20 protein-coding genes are annotated in these 17,043 nt (G+C 43.6%); 9 read left to right on the forward strand and 11 right to left on the reverse strand.

Going from position 1 to position 17,043, the window contains the following annotated elements; translation table 11 throughout:
• The first annotated feature begins 116 nt into the window (after nucleotides 1-116).
• Nucleotides 117-1,007 carry a LysR substrate-binding domain-containing protein gene (locus CW749_RS09245; RefSeq protein WP_180958367.1) on the forward strand — a complete coding sequence of 297 codons (891 nt, stop codon included), beginning with the start codon at nucleotides 117-119 and terminating at the stop codon, nucleotides 1,005-1,007.
• 36 nt (nucleotides 1,008-1,043) lie between these two features.
• Here the strand turns inward: CW749_RS09245 and CW749_RS09250 are convergent, their stop codons facing one another.
• On the reverse strand, nucleotides 1,044-1,964 hold the full coding sequence (locus tag CW749_RS09250) for a LysR family transcriptional regulator (RefSeq protein WP_101111739.1): 921 nt from the start codon (nucleotides 1,962-1,964) through the stop codon (nucleotides 1,044-1,046).
• A 339-nt stretch (nucleotides 1,965-2,303) separates the two neighbouring features.
• Between CW749_RS09250 and dctP the strand changes: the two genes are divergently transcribed.
• The 4 genes from dctP (at nucleotide 2,304) to CW749_RS09275 (ending at nucleotide 6,025) form a co-directional block, all read left to right on the forward strand.
• Nucleotides 2,304-3,299, forward strand: coding sequence for a TRAP transporter substrate-binding protein DctP (gene dctP / locus CW749_RS09260; RefSeq protein WP_101111741.1), 996 nt, complete (start codon nucleotides 2,304-2,306; stop codon nucleotides 3,297-3,299).
• A 154-nt stretch (nucleotides 3,300-3,453) separates the two neighbouring features.
• On the forward strand, nucleotides 3,454-3,960 hold the full coding sequence (locus CW749_RS09265) for a TRAP transporter small permease (RefSeq protein ID WP_101111742.1): 507 nt from the start codon (nucleotides 3,454-3,456) through the stop codon (nucleotides 3,958-3,960).
• A complete protein-coding gene (locus tag CW749_RS09270; protein ID WP_101111743.1) occupies nucleotides 3,960-5,261 on the forward strand; it encodes a TRAP transporter large permease in 1,302 nt (433 codons plus the stop codon). The genes CW749_RS09265 and CW749_RS09270 overlap by 1 nt, the downstream gene beginning before the upstream one ends.
• Nucleotides 5,262-5,269: 8 nt before the next feature.
• Nucleotides 5,270-6,025 carry an alpha/beta hydrolase gene (locus CW749_RS09275; RefSeq protein ID WP_101111744.1) on the forward strand — a complete coding sequence of 252 codons (756 nt, stop codon included), beginning with the start codon at nucleotides 5,270-5,272 and terminating at the stop codon, nucleotides 6,023-6,025.
• A gap of 72 nt (nucleotides 6,026-6,097) precedes the next feature.
• Here CW749_RS09275 and CW749_RS09280 read toward each other — a convergent pair whose 3' ends face one another.
• The 3 genes from CW749_RS09280 to CW749_RS09290 form a co-directional block, all read right to left on the reverse strand.
• Nucleotides 6,098-6,538: an N-acetyltransferase gene (locus CW749_RS09280; protein ID WP_101111745.1), complete on the reverse strand. Its 441-nt coding sequence runs from the start codon at nucleotides 6,536-6,538 to the stop codon at nucleotides 6,098-6,100.
• A 61-nt stretch (nucleotides 6,539-6,599) separates the two neighbouring features.
• Complete coding sequence (locus CW749_RS09285) at nucleotides 6,600-7,166, reverse strand: AAA family ATPase (protein WP_101111746.1); 567 nt, start codon at nucleotides 7,164-7,166, stop codon at nucleotides 6,600-6,602.
• 18 nt (nucleotides 7,167-7,184) lie between these two features.
• The gene (locus CW749_RS09290; RefSeq protein ID WP_101111747.1) at nucleotides 7,185-7,952 is read right to left on the reverse strand and encodes an alpha/beta hydrolase; all 768 of its coding nucleotides are present in this window, start codon (nucleotides 7,950-7,952) and stop codon (nucleotides 7,185-7,187) included.
• 217 nt (nucleotides 7,953-8,169) lie between these two features.
• Between CW749_RS09290 and CW749_RS09295 the strand changes: the two genes are divergently transcribed.
• Nucleotides 8,170-9,870: an immunity 49 family protein gene (locus CW749_RS09295; protein ID WP_101111748.1), complete on the forward strand. Its 1,701-nt coding sequence runs from the start codon at nucleotides 8,170-8,172 to the stop codon at nucleotides 9,868-9,870.
• Between the two features lie 69 nt (nucleotides 9,871-9,939).
• Nucleotides 9,940-10,602 carry a CatA-like O-acetyltransferase gene (locus CW749_RS09300; protein ID WP_101111749.1) on the forward strand — a complete coding sequence of 221 codons (663 nt, stop codon included), beginning with the start codon at nucleotides 9,940-9,942 and terminating at the stop codon, nucleotides 10,600-10,602.
• A gap of 61 nt (nucleotides 10,603-10,663) precedes the next feature.
• Here CW749_RS09300 and CW749_RS09305 read toward each other — a convergent pair whose 3' ends face one another.
• The 3 genes from CW749_RS09305 to CW749_RS09315 form a co-directional block, all read right to left on the reverse strand.
• Entirely contained in the window at nucleotides 10,664-11,260 is a 597-nt protein-coding gene (locus CW749_RS09305) for an HAD family hydrolase (protein ID WP_101111750.1), read from the reverse strand.
• On the reverse strand, nucleotides 11,257-11,940 hold the full coding sequence (locus CW749_RS09310; protein ID WP_101111751.1) for a hypothetical protein: 684 nt from the start codon (nucleotides 11,938-11,940) through the stop codon (nucleotides 11,257-11,259). Before CW749_RS09310 ends, CW749_RS09305 begins: the two co-directional genes overlap by 4 nt.
• Before the next feature lie 160 nt (nucleotides 11,941-12,100).
• Complete coding sequence (locus CW749_RS09315) at nucleotides 12,101-12,673, reverse strand: MarR family winged helix-turn-helix transcriptional regulator (RefSeq protein ID WP_101111752.1); 573 nt, start codon at nucleotides 12,671-12,673, stop codon at nucleotides 12,101-12,103.
• A 150-nt stretch (nucleotides 12,674-12,823) separates the two neighbouring features.
• Between CW749_RS09315 and CW749_RS09320 the strand changes: the two genes are divergently transcribed.
• Nucleotides 12,824-13,588 (forward strand): hypothetical protein, encoded by a 765-nt coding sequence (locus CW749_RS09320; protein WP_101111753.1) that lies wholly within the window; start codon nucleotides 12,824-12,826, stop codon nucleotides 13,586-13,588.
• 9 nt (nucleotides 13,589-13,597) lie between these two features.
• On the forward strand, nucleotides 13,598-14,143 hold the full coding sequence (locus CW749_RS09325) for a redoxin domain-containing protein (protein ID WP_101111754.1): 546 nt from the start codon (nucleotides 13,598-13,600) through the stop codon (nucleotides 14,141-14,143).
• A gap of 100 nt (nucleotides 14,144-14,243) precedes the next feature.
• On the opposite strand, the gene CW749_RS09330 is transcribed toward CW749_RS09325, so the two are convergent.
• The 4 genes from CW749_RS09330 to CW749_RS09345 form a co-directional block, all read right to left on the reverse strand.
• Complete coding sequence (locus tag CW749_RS09330; protein ID WP_101111755.1) at nucleotides 14,244-14,807, reverse strand: GNAT family protein; 564 nt, start codon at nucleotides 14,805-14,807, stop codon at nucleotides 14,244-14,246.
• Nucleotides 14,808-14,848: 41 nt separating this feature from the next.
• Entirely contained in the window at nucleotides 14,849-15,136 is a 288-nt protein-coding gene (locus CW749_RS09335) for a hypothetical protein (RefSeq protein ID WP_101111756.1), read from the reverse strand.
• Nucleotides 15,137-15,157: 21 nt separating this feature from the next.
• Nucleotides 15,158-16,174 carry a hypothetical protein gene (locus CW749_RS09340; protein WP_101111757.1) on the reverse strand — a complete coding sequence of 339 codons (1,017 nt, stop codon included), beginning with the start codon at nucleotides 16,172-16,174 and terminating at the stop codon, nucleotides 15,158-15,160.
• A gap of 135 nt (nucleotides 16,175-16,309) precedes the next feature.
• Nucleotides 16,310-17,002 (reverse strand): alpha/beta hydrolase, encoded by a 693-nt coding sequence (locus CW749_RS09345; protein WP_101111758.1) that lies wholly within the window; start codon nucleotides 17,000-17,002, stop codon nucleotides 16,310-16,312.
• Between the last annotated feature and the right edge of the window lie 41 nt (nucleotides 17,003-17,043).

Consider the following 17,043-nt stretch of genomic DNA (forward strand, 5'->3'; position numbering starts at 1 on the left):
CACCAATGCCGATTGTATTGCGACCGGTTACTTTTTGGCATAACCTGATATCCAGTGACCTCAGGATGCTGAATTCTAAGCCTCACATTCTGTTCCAGTTCAAGGAGAAGAACGCCGTGGAATTAAAATGGCTGGAAGATTTTATCGCCCTCAACGAGCAAGGCAGCTTTTCAAAAGCCGCGCAGTCGCGTTTCGTCACCCAACCCGCATTTAGTCGAAGAATTCGCGCTCTGGAAAACTGGCTCGGTGTCGATTTAGTGGATCGTGAACGATACCCAACCACGTTAACCAAAGAGGGGGAAGATTTTGTTTCTATCGCACAAAATTGGCTCACTCAGGTATACGTGACGCAGTCCCAACTTCAGCAGCAACAAAAGAGCGCCCAGCAAATAACACTCTCAGTTCAGCACTCGCTAGCGGTCACGTACTTACCCAAATTCCTGGCGCCACTCAACGAGATAAACCCGCATACGACCGTGAAAGTGAACACGGGCGATCTGCATGACTGCTTTGACGAGTTAATGTCTGGGCGAGCCGATTTCATGCTGAGTTATTACTCTCATCATGGCTTTCCCAATACACAAAACCCGAATCTGGTGTACTTAGAATTGGGAGAAGATATGCTCGCTCCTGTCTCATCTGTGAACGAGCAAGGAGAGCAGCTTCATTCCATTGATGGTGTACATCCACTCAAGCTCATTAACTACCCTGCGGACGCGTTTACCGGAAGAATCGTTCAATCGGATTGTCTTCCTCAAATCCAATCAAAAGTTCGCACACAAACCGTGTTAGAAAATGCCTTAGTGGAAAGCGTAAAAGCTTTGGTTTTGGCTGGACATGGCGTAGCTTGGGTACCACATTCCATCATAGAGAAAGAGCTTGTAGAGCAACGCCTTAAATTGGTAACGGGTCTTCCTTCGGCCAAAATGAAAATCCGAGTATATTGTTTAAACCCAGAACGAACACCGGAAATGAGCAACTTATGGCGACACCTCAGCTCTAAGTAATCGGCGTGCTTTTTAATAGCGGAACACAGTATGCCACTACACCAGCAATTCCTCAGACATCTCTTTGGAGAGTTCCAAAACCATTTGCTCGTGCTTGGATCGTGCTTCATGGTGGTAATACAACCGGACATCAAATTCTATGTCCCATTCTTCCCCAGCGGCACGACACAACCGACCTTCAGCTAGGTCATTCTCTATAGCGGATTTAGGAAGCCATGCTAAACCAAGACGTTCCATCACCATCGATTTCAGATTGTGAGCGAAGGGGTTTTCGTACCGGCGCGACAAATAATAGTCCAAACCGCTTTTCTTTAAGACTTGGTCAATCGATTTCCCAAACATCGACTCGTGGGTATACGCGATAAAAGGGACGGGATCATCTGGCTTACCTGGGAAAGAAAAGAGCGGCTGATTGGGAATGTGAGAAGGCACAGAAACCAGTATCAGCACTTCTTTACCAACAGTGGTATACGAAAATCGATTTCCATCTATGGGGACACCCACCAATTCATTAGCACAACAAAACATGTAATCAACTTTACCTTGGCTGAAAAGTTCGATGCAGTTGGGGAGCTTATCTGATGTTAACCGAACATAGACTGAACCTAACCGCCTTTCTAGCCGTTTTGCCCACGTTAGGAATAGCGTTTGAGCAATCGAGTTTTGTGCCGCAACGGCAATTTCTTTTTCTTCTGTGTTGCCCATAACACTGAGCGCTTCACGTGCATTATAGAGCTTCCTCAATATTGCCTCCGCTTCCGAGACAAATAACGCACCTTGGGGCGTCAGCTCAAACGACTTGCACTCTCGGTTGATCAGCTCCGCGCCTAGCCAGTCCTCCAGCGCCTTAATCCGACGGCTAAATGCCGATTGTGTCACCCGTCGCTCTAAGGCTGCAGCCGTAAAATTCTGCAAATGAGCCAAACACACGAAATCTTTTAATAACTTAAAATGCACACCTACCTCCTTGCATGGTTCACTCCCTGTGAATACGCGCGATCGCTACTGATTGTTTTGTCACCAACGAAGTTTGTCAACCAACCAAACGTAAACTTACGCCGATATCCACTCATTTCACTTCTCGTTTTTAATAATTTTTTCAATTCTAAGTACGAGCGATATACCGCGGTATTTAGCTTCAACAATTTTGGAATAGCAGCAGTCCAAAATAGCATTAGCTAATTTTCTAATCTGTGAAGATACTTTTTATCGAGCTCAAAAACTTTAATTCGCCTTGTCGTTAAGAAAAAGTCGCGAAGAAAAATTCTGAAAGGACATCAAGGAAAGGAGATTCCAATGAAAGTCAGAAAGACCATCTGTACCCTTTTAGCAAGCTCTGTTGCTCTTGCACTCCCAATCACGGCAGTGCAGGCAAAAGAAATCATTCGGCTCTCTACCTATGTAAATGAAGCCGACATCCGATATGAAGGTTTCCAAAAACTCGCTCAGCTCGCCAGTGAGAAGTCGAACGGAGATTTGGATGTTCAAATTTTCCCTTCTTCTACACTCCACGGATGGAGTGAAGGGGTTGATGCCGTTCAAGGTGGTGTATCGGATATCAGCTGGATACCTGCCGACAAGCGATTGAGCTGCTACCGAGTGACCTCTCTGTACCCTGCAGAAATCAATTTAGAACATCAAATTGAATTGGACGGAAAATACGCCGACCTTGTGAAAGCTGAATCGGCGAAAGTCGGGTTGATGCCTTTGTTCAACTCGAATTACTCCTACGACCAAGAGTGGTGGTTTGAAACCCCTGTTTCCCAATTGGATAAGCTGGATGGAAAACTGGTTCGTTCGATTGGGCCTTTAGTCAGCAGCATGATCGAATCTTGGGGCGGAAAACCCGTTTTCGTTGCGCCGAAAGAGGTATTCCAATCGGCAGAGCGTGGTGTAGTCGATGGCATAAATATGGGGGTTGCGACTTACAGTTCTTGGAAGTTGTGGAACGTCATGCCACACATGCTCAATACCAATCTGTTCTATGCCAACATCATTTACATGATCAACAAAGACAAGTTTGATTCACTTTCCCCAGCGAACCAAAAAGCCTTAAAAGAGGCGGCACGTGAAGCTGAAGAGTGGTTGAAACCTCGTTACGAAGATTGGGTGGATCAGCGTGTCGGCAATGCTGTGATGAAAGGGGGCGGTACGGCGGTTACTATCCCGCAAGAAGATCGCCTAAGAATCATCAAGAATGCTCAGAACTCTTGGAATAGTGAAGTCGATAAGGCTTGTGGTAAAGAGTTGGCAGACGAGTATCGCGCGTTACTGGCTGCTCACAAAGACTGATTTCATCACCTTGCATCCCTATTTTCTCAATCATGACGGTTTCTATTTCATGAAAAATGGGGATGCAATCTAACGACGTGAGAATCATGAACAGTCGATATCTGGTATCCATCAGATTCGTTGTTCACTGAATCTCTTTCATTGAGGGCATTTTATGCGCACAGCTATTGCTCAGTATTTGGAGCGAATTGCAAAACTGCTCATCTATTTAGGTGGGTTCGTTGTTCTCATCCAAGCGCTTTGGATTTCTTATGGTGTGTTTATGCGTTATGTCATGAACTCCCCAGATGGCATGGTAACAGAAGCCACCGCACTCATGCTGGTACCCGTTGCCTTTTTTGGTTTAGCGTACGCACTAAGCCAAGACGCTTACCCAAAAGTCACTTTGTTCCGCGATAAATTGCCAACACGTGTTCAAGGGTATCTCGATCGCTTAAACCTGATCATCATGACGTTAACGGGTCTGTTTTTCAGCGTTGCTGCTTGTAAAGCAACCTTTAAAACATTTCACTCCGGTGCTGCATCTGAAATCCTTCTTTGGCCTCGGTTTTACTTCTGGATCCCCGTATCCATTGCATTGGTTGTTTTCACGCTATTGGCGTTAGTCCAATTACTGAATTACCAACACCCCAGCACGCTTGAAGACAAGGAGACACCATAATGGAATGGTATATGGTTGGAATCGGGCTACTGGTTCTTCTGATCTTTTTTATTGCAATCGGTCTGCCTATTCCCTTTGCACTTGCGGCGGCATCTTTGCCCTTTCTTTTAGGCATTCAATCGTTTTCTACTTCCCTGATCACTGCGGAACTTAAGCTATGGGGGGTATGGGTAGACTACATTTTGCTTGCCGTCCCTTTGTTTGTGTTGCTAGGCGAGCTGATTGGGCGATCTGCAATCGGACCTAATTTATATTGGTTTATGCACAGTCGTGTCCCGTTTAAAGGCTCTGCCGCTTACGGCAGTATCGGTGCATGTGCAGGGTTTGGAGCGGTATGTGGTTCAAGCATGGTTGGTTCACTTACCATTGGGGGAGTGGCACTGCCAGAGATGCTCAAATTAGGATACAACAAGCGTCTTTCCAGTGGTGTATTGGCCGCAGGCGGCACACTGAGTGTTCTGATTCCACCGAGTTTGATTTTGCTGTTTTATGGCATCGTTACCGACCAATCCATTGGTGAACTGTTCATCGCAGGTGTCATACCTGGGGTGATATTGGTGTCGTTCTTCGCATTGGTCGTCACAGTGTGGGGCTGGCTCAGCCCAAAAGATATTCCAAATCGAGATGATAGCCAACCAATCCCTTGGGGGCTCGCTCTCAGCGCGATTCTTCCGGTGATCATTATTGGTCTTATCATCACAGTTTCCATTTACACAGGGATCGCCACCCCAACAGAAGCGGCCGGCGTCTCTTGTATTGCTACCATCATTCTTGCGTTTTCCGTAGGAGGGTTACGTTGGGATGGCTTTTTAGCGGCATTGCGATCCACGATGCAAACCATGGGTTACCTTGGGCTGCTGCTGTCAGCCGGTGTGTTATTTGGGTTTGTGATGTCTTACTACCGCGTGCCTCAGCAGTTCACGGAAGTATTTAAAGCGATGGAGCTTTCCCCTTATGTGGTCCTCGCCGCCATCATTGTTTTCTATGTGATTCTGGGGATGTTTTTGGAACCTGTGTCCATGACATTTATCACTCTACCCACCTTGTACCCGTTGGTTTCTGCCGCCGGTTTTGACCTTATTTGGTTTGGCGTGATTTATACCATCACTATGGAAGTCGCGGTTTTAACACCTCCCGTAGGTTTGAACCTTTATGTGATTCAAGCGCTTGCTCGAAAAGAAGTGACCATTGGAGATGTCATTATTGGTTGCCTGCCATTTATTGCCTGCTTAGTCACATTAATTGGCTTACTCGTTATGTTCCCAGACATTGCTCTGTGGCTACCTGAAGTCATGGAATAGGAGGTTACATGGGCTGTATTAGAGTAGGACAAGGGCAAACCTTAGTGCTGGTGCATGGCTTTTTAAGTGGGCTGCATTATTGGGATAAGCAGATTGAAAAACTGAGCACGCATTTTGATGTTATTGCGATGGATTTACCGGGGTATGGTGGTGAAGTCGCCAAAACGGGGCACAACAGTATTTCTGACTTTGCACTATCGGTATTGAAAAAGCTTGATGACATGGGCATCCAAAATTTCCACTTAATTGGGCACTCAATGGGTGGAATGATTGCGCAAGAAATTGCGCTCAGTGCCCCTCAGCGAGTCACACGCTTGGTGCTTTATGGTACGGGGCCAATGGGGGATCTGCCCGGTCGATTCGAATCACTCAGCCAGAGCATGGAGAAAGTTCAGCTGTTTGGTACATCCGATGCCAAGTCTTACACAGTAGAAAGTTGGTTTCAAAAAGGCAAAAGCGACCCTAATTTTCTGCCTGGATTGGAGTTAGCGAAAGGCGTTTCGCTCCAAACTTACATCAATGGATTAGAAGCCATGGCGAATTGGAGTGCCGTTGATCGCTTAGGTCAAATTTTGGCGAAAACATTGGTTATTTGGGGGGATAAAGACAAAAGCTATATTTGGAACCAGCCATACCTGCTGTGGCAAGAAATTAAAGATTCCAGCCTTGCGGTCATTCCAGACTGTTCACACAACGTGCACTTGGAAAAAGACTATTTGTTTAACACCATTGTGTTTGATTTTCTCACCGCAAGACCGACTTAGCCTAATCACCTAGCTAAACCGAAACAAGCTCATAGACGTTAGCGCTATGAGCTTGTTCGAGTGCCGCAACACTTAAGGTGTGTGGTACATCATTTCAAATTCAATATCCGACTCACCGACAATTGAAAACCCAACTCTCTCGTACAACACTTTTGCAGGGTTGTTCTTTAACACGCTTAATACTACCGACAATCCATCTTCTTCTGCTTGTTTAATTAAGCGGGTGATCACTGTCCGACCAATTCCACAACCTTGAAATTCTGGGCTAACTTGGATTTGCACCAAATACCAACGTTGATGCTCCATTTGCAGTGCCGCCTTAAAGAGACCTGCAGGAACACCATTGACCAAAACAATCTTGGCATGGTCAAACTGATATTCGATACGAGCAATGTGGTCTGCTTCCGCCGCTGGTGCTCCGATTTCTTTTAGATACGTTTCCATCGTAGAACGTCGCAGGGAATACAGAAAATCCATGTCTTTTGGAGTGGCTTTGCGAAGTGTTATTTCCAAATCATTTTCTCCTCACCTATTGTGATGTGCGCCAAGTATGGTGCGCACCCAAGGTTTAGGCCTAAGGCTTGATTGCCTCTGCAATCATCAATGCACACTCTTGAGGCAACGCAGACGTTGTATCGATAACCAGATCGTACTTCACTCCACGATGCACTCGCTGCATCTGCTCTAGTGCAGACCCGACTTTTCGGTCGCCGCGAGCCAATTCTCTCTGCTCTAAAACCGCTTCACTGCATTTGATTCCGACATAAAAGCAGTGGTGTTCTTCCAATAAATTCCGCCATATTTCAATCTCTTGGTTTCCATCCGCCACCTCATCCACAATAACCTTTAACCCACTCTCCACTAGGTGCTTAACCGTTGTTCTGTATGCATCGTTCACCTGTGAGCCATATGCTCCTTTCCGGACTCGGTAAATTGGCTCGCCACTGGTCTTTTGCGTTTCCCAGTAAAAGCCTTCTGCGGTTTCGGTGGTATCATCGAGCTTATTGGTCTTTTCTGGCATCATAGAGATGAACGTATCGATGCCCATGATTAGATATGGCGCATCTAACGTTTCTTGCAAAGACTTTGCGATGCTGCTTTTCCCGCTGCTACTCGGACCATTCAGTAAGATGACATCCATTCTTTAATCTCTTCGAATTTACAATGTAAATGATAAGAAACGGTTCAATGCAAATCCGACCATTTCTGGGAATTCTTGGTGTGTTGCGTGGGCAGAAAAAGGCACATTCATAAATTCTGCGTCTGGCAATTGATTAACAGCTAAGAGTGCCTCGTTCGCCGACAATAGAAAATCATTATTACCGCGTATAACCAGTGATGGGCAACCAATGCGCTGAATTGACTCACTTGGGTACCCTGTCGGGGTTTTATCTAACCATACCGCTTTTACTTTTTCTATCAGTGCACCGAAATCTGGGCTTGGGTTGATTTCTTCATATCTCGCGACATCTTTGGGAAATTGCTCTCGCCACATCTTCTCCGAAACCGAGCCCAATATTGCTTCCGATGAATCGTTTTGTGGCAACCGCCAATGCGAGCCTAACGTTACTATTTTCTCCACTAATTCCGGCTGACTAGCGGCAAGGCGATACGCTACTGTTCCGCCGTCGCTGAATCCAAAAACAGAATAGGTCGATATGTTCAGCGATCTCAGCAACTGCTCTACGTCTTGTTGATAACGTTCATAACTTAATGCCACCTCCCCTAACGTGGATTGACCATGCCCACGTAAATCGACCAATATCACTTTGTAGTCTTCGGGAACGTAATCCAGCAGTAGCATCAAGTCGTACATGCACCCTAACCCGCCATGAATCATCAGCAAGGGTTTGCCATTGGGATTGCCACTGACTTCGTAGTAAATACTCGCGCCGTCTATATTAAAATGCCCTTCTTGCTGAAACATTGTGACCTCGTTATTTGGAATTGATATCAGCCAACTTTAACTAAAGAAGGTGTCAGCTTTTGTCAGCAGGGTTTCTTATAACACTTGTTACTATTTTTATTTATTATCATTGAGTTAAAAAGATAAACTGATAGAGATTTTTATCAAAATACTGTCTTAGTAACGACAGTTCGTAACAATAATTTCAAGGATATTACCCGTTTCTTATGGAGAGAGAATGGACGTTAGCAAACTAAAACATGTGATACATGCTTATAGAGGCATATATAGAGTCAACAACGACCTCAATTATGACAGCTTTTCCGATGAAGATGTCTTTAATCTCTCTGAATATATTGATGATGCTAAATGCAACATGCTCATTAGCTGGTACATCTTTAACGACATTACTCTGCTTAAGGCATGGGCTACGATAACTTCCTATTTAATCTATTATAGGGGGTGTCGCTTAGACTCTTGCTCAATGGAAAGTGCGTTGCTTTACGCACAGATTAGTGGCAATAACAAGCTATTAAACATGATTCTAGAGAAAGAAAACTGTCTATTGGAAGATAATTTTCTAGTAAATCAATATGACAAGAATGAAAGCTTCAATCTTCAGAGGTTAGCCTGTCTTGGTAAATGGGAAGAGTTAGAAGAGAAAATTAGAGAGCTGACTAAAAGCTATGTTAAAGGAAAATACGTTAAGATCGTAGATGGTTGTACATCAGATATACCATTACAACTAAAACTAGAATTCGCGTTTTTTTCCGCACTAATTAGGCATGATACAAAAGAAATGCAGTCTGTATTAAATGAGATTTATGATGACTTCCATGGTGAAAGTAACTTAGAAGAGGAGTGGATTTTCAATGAACAAGTTTTCTCTGAAAACGCAACTAGATTAATAATAATTGCAAAATCTCACGGTTATCAACTTCAAGTGCCAGAAGGTATCATGCCCAGTGCTTGGCTCCACAACTTCGACCAAGTGGCTATGCCTACTCCTTGGCAGTTTGTTACTGAAATTGGGAGTGGTCACCAAATCTTTGTATATAAACCACTACTTCCCGACTTCATTGGAGACAAGACACCTTATATACGAAATAACTTGGAATCGATTGACCGTCTAAATGATGGGTTTGAAGTCTATAAAGAGTCAGAGAATTTAAAGCGTTTCATATCAAGACTAGATAGGAGCCCTGTCACAATGAGTAACGTCGCGGCTTCTATATGGTGTGCTGACAAAAATCCGACGATGATAGCGTCCATTGCAAAAAATATTAAAAATCATTGGATTAGAAAGAAATCCATAGAGAATATTTGCGATAGTATCAAATACAACGAAACACTTAGCGCAATTTTCTGGTTAACACTTCTAACCAAGGACAAAAATCACCTAGAGTCTTTCATAAATTTTCCTCACTTTTTGGAAGAAGAGTTATCTGAAAGCGAGCACTCAACGTATTCCCATTTTATGAAAAATAGGCAGTTACCAGGAACTAACCCACATCGATTCTGGTTATTCCAACTGGCTTTGTCCGGCAAATTTTCTCAATTAAGCAATCAAGCTCAACTAGTTATGAAAAGTAACGCATCCAAACTGGCAAAAACCGAGGCTAGGTTCTTTATAAGTCTTATTAAGAGCGATATTTCAGGTATCGAAAATACAATTCGATCGATATTGTCAGAGCATCAATCCGGCGAGAGGAACTCTCATTATTTCCAAATAGGTCAGTATTTTTCTACTGATGCTCTAGCATGCGCTTTTATCGCTTCTGTCAATGGAATAGACGTCAAGGTCAAATCTAATCTTCTACCTCTGGAACTTATCAACTTGAGGGAACATAAAGATACAACCATGCTAGATAGTCATTTCTATATTTCCACAAGTATTAAAGCAATAATTGAAAGACTCAGAACAAATTTTTGTCATTGAAGCCAGAAATAGCTTTATAACGACAATCAAAATAATCATTACAAAACAACTGTCAGCTAGGAATCATGTATGACAACGTCAGCAAGAGTTATAGATAAAAATACGTGGGGGCGAACCCCGCATTATGATCATTTCAGCCAAAGGGATTTTCCCTATGTTGGGTTTTGTGCAGAGGTAGAACTTACCAACTCATTTTACTATGCCAAAGCACACTCGATTTCGATCTTCAATTTGGTTTCTTATGCGGTATTGGCAGCGGCTAATGACATTAGGGAGTTTAGATTGAGGGCACATGGTGACGAAATAGTAGAATACGAGTCTTTGCGGTTTGGATTTATCGCAATGACAAAAGAACCGCCGCTTTTTAGCTTTGGGGAGGTCGAAAAAGGCGAATCTTTTAACGAGTTTAATGATTTTATCGAATCCGAGAAATCTCGAATTTCACAAGAAATTATGTTGGAAACCAAACTGGAAAGTGATGATGTTATCTACACATCGTGCTTGCCTTGGTTGCGGTTTACCTCCTTTGTTCATCCGGTCAATTTGAATATTCCCTCGACTATTCCTCTGATTTCATGGGGGAAGATTATCGATAAGGATGGTTACGTCGATATGCCTGTGTCAGTACAAGCGAACCACGCACTTATGGACGGTTGGCATATTTCCATGTACTACAAAAAACTGCAGCAATACTTAGCCGAGCCAGAAAAGCTGCTGGAAGAAATGCTTTAATCCTTAGGTTAGACAGAAAAATGGGAGCCCAGCGCTCCCATATGTATACCCAAAACAAAACTTACTCGTTCACGATTTCCCACTGGTACCATTTTTCGTCTGCAAGCGCGAGCATTGGCAAATCTTCATAAGTATCGCCATACGCGTATATTTTATCGAACTCTTCCAGCGCGACTGTGCGTTTTAGCAATGTGACTTTGTTTTCTTTACTGCAGTCTCCTTGGCTGTACCGTCCAGTATAGCGGCCATTTTTTACTTCTAGTTCGCTACACACAAGTGAGATGCCATAGGATTGGCACCAAATCTTTAAGTACACATCAAGCGATGCCGAAACCATGACTATTTTGTCTCCTTGCGCTTGGTGCCAACGGAGTTTTTCTGCTGCTTCCGGTCGGATTATCGTGGTTAGATAGTCTTTCGCATACTGGTTGGCGATTAGCGTGACATCTTTTTCTTTTCGATGCCAAAAAGCCACCTTAGACAAAATAGGGCGCGTTTTAGAGGCTTGCAGCCATCCAAGCTTATAAAGAAATATAATCGGCCATACCAGCAGCAAGCCGATCCCCATTCTGACCTTGGGCGTAGAATAAAAAATAAATTTTGTGTAGGTGTCTTCGCTGGTGATGGTGCCATCAAAATCAAACAGTGCTAGATTCATTCGCCGTTGTCCGGTTTAAGTCTCATTTCACAAGGCAGTGGCTCCACAGTGGAGAGATAGGTCATCAAGGTTGCAGCGATCATTTTTGTCTCTTTCGTGGCTGTCTCATCTAGCCAAATGTAGTCTGCGTTGTTCAAACCGCCAGTCCAATGCCCTAAGGTGTATTCCGAGACTATTTTACTGTTCAATGATATCGCACCTGATGAAATGCTAAATGTATTTCCAGCATCATCTGTCAGCTTCATGGCATTCAACGTCCATTGCTTATTATTGAATGTTAATACGCCGATATTGGGATCGTGAGTGACCTTGATGCTTTGATATTCAGGTTTTTCATCGTAGGGCGGACGGTACCCCTTCACAATGCAGTATTGCTTGTACTCCAATGCTGCCGACGTATTGTTTGGACCAAATTGCTTAATGCTGACCGTGCGAGCATCATCTTCTTCCAAATACGGGCCGCTAAAATACACGTCTCTCTGCCCCGTAATTTTGCCTTTACTGACGTCACTGGAGTACTCGCCAAAATGAATATTCTTTCCTGGCATCCACCCTTCTCGCCCCTTTACTTCAAAGCGTTGGCTGTTTTTCAGAAAGGTGGGCTCCGCCTCTGTTGGCGTCATAAATACACAGCCTGAAAGCAACCCCGTCGTAGCCAAAACAATGAAAAACTTTTGCACTATGTCACCTCGCCTAAATTTATACCCAAGTCACTTCTACCGATAGTGAATCCAAATGAAACATATCACATATTTGAATCCAAACATCCTCAAGATGTTGAGTTCATTTGACTTAGTGCGACGAGCGTCGTGAACGCCATATTTTCAGGTGAAATCAGGTTTAAGCACAGTGCTCAATGCAGATCAAATTGATGTCCACTTTACTCAATGGAGTCTGGGTAAGTCCGCAGAGATGAGAGCCATCAGAAAGAGGACGGTTATGGCTACAGCTAACGCAAACGCCAAATGTGCGGAAGTGATTCTGTTTTTGAATCGACGACAGGAGCAATTGCAGTTGCTCCTGTAAGAGATCTGGGCGCAAATCTGAAACCGAATCGCCATCGGTCGCCAATGCACGCGTTAGGGCTTGGGAAGGAAAACAGCCATCAACCAGATCTCGCCCTTTTTGGGATACCACTAAATGCGTAACTCTTTTGTCATCTGCGTCGGCAAGTTTCTCTATATAACCCTTACTTTCCAAAACCTTAAGGCTTTGAGATACGGTTCCTTTCGTCAACCCTAAATACTCCGTCACCGCTTTGGGTGTATCGGAAAATCGATTACAAATAGCCAAATAGTGGAGCGCATCTAGCTGGACGGGCTGCAACCCATGCTCGGTTAAACCAGCGCGGGTTTCATTTCTAACGAGGTTGCCGATTCGATCAAGCAACTGATGAACAAGATAAGTATTCATACCTAAATAGTATCGACTCAAAACCTTATTGACAAGTTTATTTATTTACTGTTAGATCTATTGGTATCGAGTCGATACCAATAGAACACTATAACCCAAGAACCTAAACCAAAGACCTAAACCAAAAGTAGCTATATCGAAGGAAGTAACATGAGCAAATTAAACTTAGTCAAAAAGACGTCGTCGATAGTGATTGCATCTGTATTGCTGGCCACCTCCGCCCATACGGTTGCCCATTCAAAACATACGGGTGGGATCCAATCGAGCACCAGTGATTCCGTACTCTCTGCATTTGACATTATTCACACCAAAATCACGACCGCGGGCAACACGGCAACATTTCATATTGCCGTATCCGACAAAGCAGGCAGCGTTAAACCGACATCAACAGGAAAGCTAGCAGGGAGCGACGTTTTTTCTTACGTTTGGCCGACCACCATGAACAGTGGGCAAATCGGGTTTGAAGATGATGCAGGAATTTTGGCTTTCGCGGTCACATCCCACCCCGATTTTGACGATACCCCGCTTTACGATGAAAACGGCGATGGCGACAAAGCAAACGACGGGGACGTTTGGCACAGTCACTGGGTGGTATTGCAGCCTAATGAACAATGTGGACCTGGCGCTCTCGGAGTCGTTGACATTCCAGAGGGAAGTAAGCCCAAGGTACCAGACACATGGCCAGGCTTGCCGTTACTGATTGATAGCCCCGATTACACCCCTAACTTTGACGGCAATACGCTGAACGTACAAGTTCAGTTCGATGATATCGATGCCGTCAAATTGGCCAAATTTGATGGCGTTACGTCAGGTTTAAGAGTCAATGCAAGCGCGCATTCACCGCTTCTTTGCATTGTTGATGTGTTTGATGTCGCCTCTGGTGATTTAAGCCTACCGGGCGTTGTTAATAAATAAGGAAAAACAATGAAATCATTACCACTAGCGCCTGAACTAAAAACGGCGGGCTGGCTTAATTCTGATATTCCGATTGAGCTAAGAGATTTGCGAGGAAAAGTGGTTGTACTGCATACATTCCAGATGCTTTGCCCTGGATGTGTCAGCCACGGCTTGCCTCAGGCTTCTAAAATCCATCAGTTTTTTAAAGATGATGATGTACAAGTGATTGGGTTACATACCGTATTTGAGCATCATCAAGGTATGCAGCTAGAGTCGCTAAAAGCCTTCGTCCACGAATATCGGTTAACGTTTCCGATCGGAATTGATGCGCCTTCTGGCGGTGATATCCCACTCACAATGGCAGAGTACGGATTACCCGGCACACCGACATTGGTGTTGATCGATAAATCGGGTCAGATCCGATTTACGCATCATGGGATCATTGAAGATATGATGGTTGGGAAAATGATCACTTCATTACTGCATGAACAGTACATAGACGCGGATCATTCATTGTCTGGAGATAAAAACAAAGGCTTGAGTTGCGACGAAGAAAAATGCTCAACAAACTAGACGATATGATGCAGTAGTCCGCATGAGTCATCCGATCTAAACTTTTAGGCGTGGTGCTTCCACTTTCCTTCCACGCCTCTTTTTATGTTGTGTCCTCAGTTCAATTATTTGAAAATGCGTTAGGTATATCCCCCTTGAGGTGTAATCTCATATCTACGCAATCCTGATACACATTACCCATAGCAGGGAACACGATGTATTCACTCAAAACGCCTGTTTTAACGAATCCACATTTTTCTAGGACTCGGATACTCGCAACGTGATTTACATATGGGTGAGTTCGAATCTCGCTAATACCGCTTCCTTTTAGTATTTCGATTCCAACCAAGCATAATTGAGTCGCCAGGCCTCTATTTTGATGATCAGGCGAAATACCAAAATGAATTTCAGCGTGTGTACCGTTAAAGATAAAGACAAGCATACCTATCACTTCAGACGTTTGATTACATTCCGCAACAGATACTTTAATTTTCGAAGAGGTTTTCAGGTTGGATTGGGACCATTTTTTGAGAGCCACTGACACCTCATCTTCATTAGCAAACGCTTTTCGAGCAAGGTATTGGGTTGTTTCTTCCCTTCCCAAATAATTTTTAAAAAGAGAAGTCGTATCTGACTCTCGAACAGACCTAACGTTGATATCTGAGGCAGCTCTATGAACTTTCAAATCCGGACATTCTCCTCTAGAAGATTAGCATTACTCTACTTTCAATTATTTTCGTCTTCTTCTCGTTTTTTCAGCTCGTTTTGGTACCAAGTTTCATTGATAAACCAACTCAGAGCACCGAAAACAAAGCCGCCACCTAAGCCAATCCCAGCCGCTTGCGACAAACTCACTAAGGCCGAAACATCGTGCTTCGATAATGCTGGTATCGAGTACGCTGCCAGTAAGGCAATGAAACCCGAGAAAATGGTCCAATTGAAAATGTACCGAACTTTTCCCGCTTCACGCTTTTGTTTCCAACGCTTAAATTTGTGCTCCAATGCATTCATCATAAACTCTCGTTCTATTGATTATTATGTAAAACATAATACCGCAAAATTAACTTCTTTGATAAAGCTGCTAGGCTCATTCAACCCTAAATAAACACGCTCGCCCGACTTCAGTTTAATTTCAACGTTAGGAACACCCATTACGTTATAAATCTTCACTTCTTTAGACCGTTTTACAGCTTGGTTCCATACATTAACTTCATCGATGTCAGCGTATTGGATCACTCTCGGATGCCATACTCCGTAGCGAATAAAAATCTGATTTTTTCCTAAAGAAATAGGGCGTATGGATAGTGCTTTGTATTCCGCAATGAAAAAGTGCATACCAAGCAATGTCAGTAAGGTCAAAGTATTAGCGGCAAAAGGAGATATCCAGAAGTGCACGAGAACATGGGTAATCGGGACTTCAAATAAAATGATGAAAATAAACCCAAGAAGATTACTTTTTGTACCATCTTTCAGGTGCCCATGAAAATGTGAATTACCTTGGAAATCCTCCGCTTTCAGTTTTCTAGAGAATAATGCGTATGACCACACGCGAATTTCGAAACATACCCATTTACTGAATATACCGTGCCCAAATACCCCCTCGACGGAGGTTGATATTGCTTCATCGGGGTCGGAGTTCTTCTTAAGTAACGATTTGATGGTAAGAATAACCATCAACATTGCGAAAATTTCTACTGCAAACAGTAACGGAGCAATTAAGTAACGAGCAAACTCAAGGTGAGACCATAAAACTTTTGAGTCTTCGGGAATAATAAAGCTACCCAAAACAACGACTATACCTACATATACACCTGCTTTGATTCCTGCTTCTTTTTTATCTTTGATGTACATAAAGCAGAGAATCGGTAACACGATAATGCCATCAAGCAACAGAAACCACTCCGGTTTGTTATCTGCAATATTGTTACCTGCAATAATGAACAACTTTTCTATCGATGAGTGGATCGCCGTAGATTGGTAAAACATCGCCCAAAACAGCGAAATAGTAAGAAAATAGACAAAAGGAATATGATGGCGTTGAAAGGTAGGCATATCGATTTACTCCCAAAGCAGCAATGAAAGGGCAAGCAACTTGTTCGTATTCAACCATCGTGAGCGATAACAGGGCATTAAAGATCGATACTTGGTCACCTAAAGTATTTTGAGGTAGCAGACTTCACTTAGTTTTTAGGCTAGGCAATGCAGGATGTATTTTGCCAGCTGTTCAGGGTTTTCTAATGGCAGCATATGACCACTTCCTGAGATTCTGGTGACCGAGATATTCGACGCCAGAAATGTCGCTTCGTTATACCAGCTTAAGTCGACGAGTTTGTCTTTCTCGCTGCAAAAAATGAACGTGTTGCAGGGTGCACAAGCAAGTTCTTGATACAAATCTTTCCGATGAGTCGTATGGTGGTATTGACTTAAAAAGGTGTCGATACCCGACTCGCGATCCATTTCCTGTATTTGCTCAATAAGCGAATCAGTCCGCTTACTTTCATCCAATAGAGCGGCGACTTTCGTGCGGCTAATACCGGAATATCCTTTTGCTTTAACGTACTGAAGTATATGGTTTCTTTGTTTTACCTCAGCGGATGGCAATTCGGTTAAACCGTTCGATATTACAATAAGGTTAGAAACGCGGTCTGGGTATTGATGGGTGAAATGCCCTGCACTGTAGCCACCCAATGAAAAACCGATGAGGTTAAGTTCATCGCCTTTTAAGGTTTCACTATAATGCTCGGTAATTTCGTCGAAGCTTTTATCATTGGGAATTGGCAAATGAACTAGGTCAAAGTCATCGACTAGGTAGTTCGATAACTCAGACCATAGTTTTTCATTGCACATCGTGCCAGGGATTAGATAGAGAGTTTTACGCATGAACTTAACGTATCAGGTCGCTGAGATAATGTCTCTTAACT

Origin of the sequence: Vibrio sp. vnigr-6D03 (genome assembly GCF_002835515.1) — a bacterium.
Lineage (GTDB): Bacteria > Pseudomonadota > Gammaproteobacteria > Enterobacterales > Vibrionaceae > Vibrio > Vibrio penaeicida.

Excerpts from the sequence above, each read along its gene's own strand:
- dctP (WP_101111741.1), top strand. The coding sequence starts at position 2,304 with ATGAAAGTCAGAAAGACCATCTGTACCCTTTTAGCAAGCTCTGTTGCT.
- CW749_RS09265 (WP_101111742.1), top strand. The coding sequence starts at position 3,454 with ATGCGCACAGCTATTGCTCAGTATTTGGAGCGAATTGCAAAACTGCTC.
- CW749_RS09270 (WP_101111743.1), top strand. The coding sequence starts at position 3,960 with ATGGAATGGTATATGGTTGGAATCGGGCTACTGGTTCTTCTGATCTTT.
- CW749_RS09275 (WP_101111744.1), top strand. The coding sequence starts at position 5,270 with ATGGGCTGTATTAGAGTAGGACAAGGGCAAACCTTAGTGCTGGTGCAT.
- CW749_RS09285 (WP_101111746.1), bottom strand. The coding sequence starts at position 7,166 with ATGGATGTCATCTTACTGAATGGTCCGAGTAGCAGCGGGAAAAGCAGC.
- CW749_RS09290 (WP_101111747.1), bottom strand. The coding sequence starts at position 7,952 with ATGTTTCAGCAAGAAGGGCATTTTAATATAGACGGCGCGAGTATTTAC.
- CW749_RS09295 (WP_101111748.1), top strand. The coding sequence starts at position 8,170 with ATGGACGTTAGCAAACTAAAACATGTGATACATGCTTATAGAGGCATA.
- CW749_RS09300 (WP_101111749.1), top strand. The coding sequence starts at position 9,940 with ATGACAACGTCAGCAAGAGTTATAGATAAAAATACGTGGGGGCGAACC.
- CW749_RS09305 (WP_101111750.1), bottom strand. The coding sequence starts at position 11,260 with ATGAATCTAGCACTGTTTGATTTTGATGGCACCATCACCAGCGAAGAC.
- CW749_RS09315 (WP_101111752.1), bottom strand. The coding sequence starts at position 12,673 with ATGAATACTTATCTTGTTCATCAGTTGCTTGATCGAATCGGCAACCTC.
- CW749_RS09320 (WP_101111753.1), top strand. The coding sequence starts at position 12,824 with ATGAGCAAATTAAACTTAGTCAAAAAGACGTCGTCGATAGTGATTGCA.
- CW749_RS09325 (WP_101111754.1), top strand. The coding sequence starts at position 13,598 with ATGAAATCATTACCACTAGCGCCTGAACTAAAAACGGCGGGCTGGCTT.
- CW749_RS09335 (WP_101111756.1), bottom strand. The coding sequence starts at position 15,136 with ATGATGAATGCATTGGAGCACAAATTTAAGCGTTGGAAACAAAAGCGT.
- CW749_RS09340 (WP_101111757.1), bottom strand. The coding sequence starts at position 16,174 with ATGCCTACCTTTCAACGCCATCATATTCCTTTTGTCTATTTTCTTACT.
- CW749_RS09345 (WP_101111758.1), bottom strand. The coding sequence starts at position 17,002 with ATGCGTAAAACTCTCTATCTAATCCCTGGCACGATGTGCAATGAAAAA.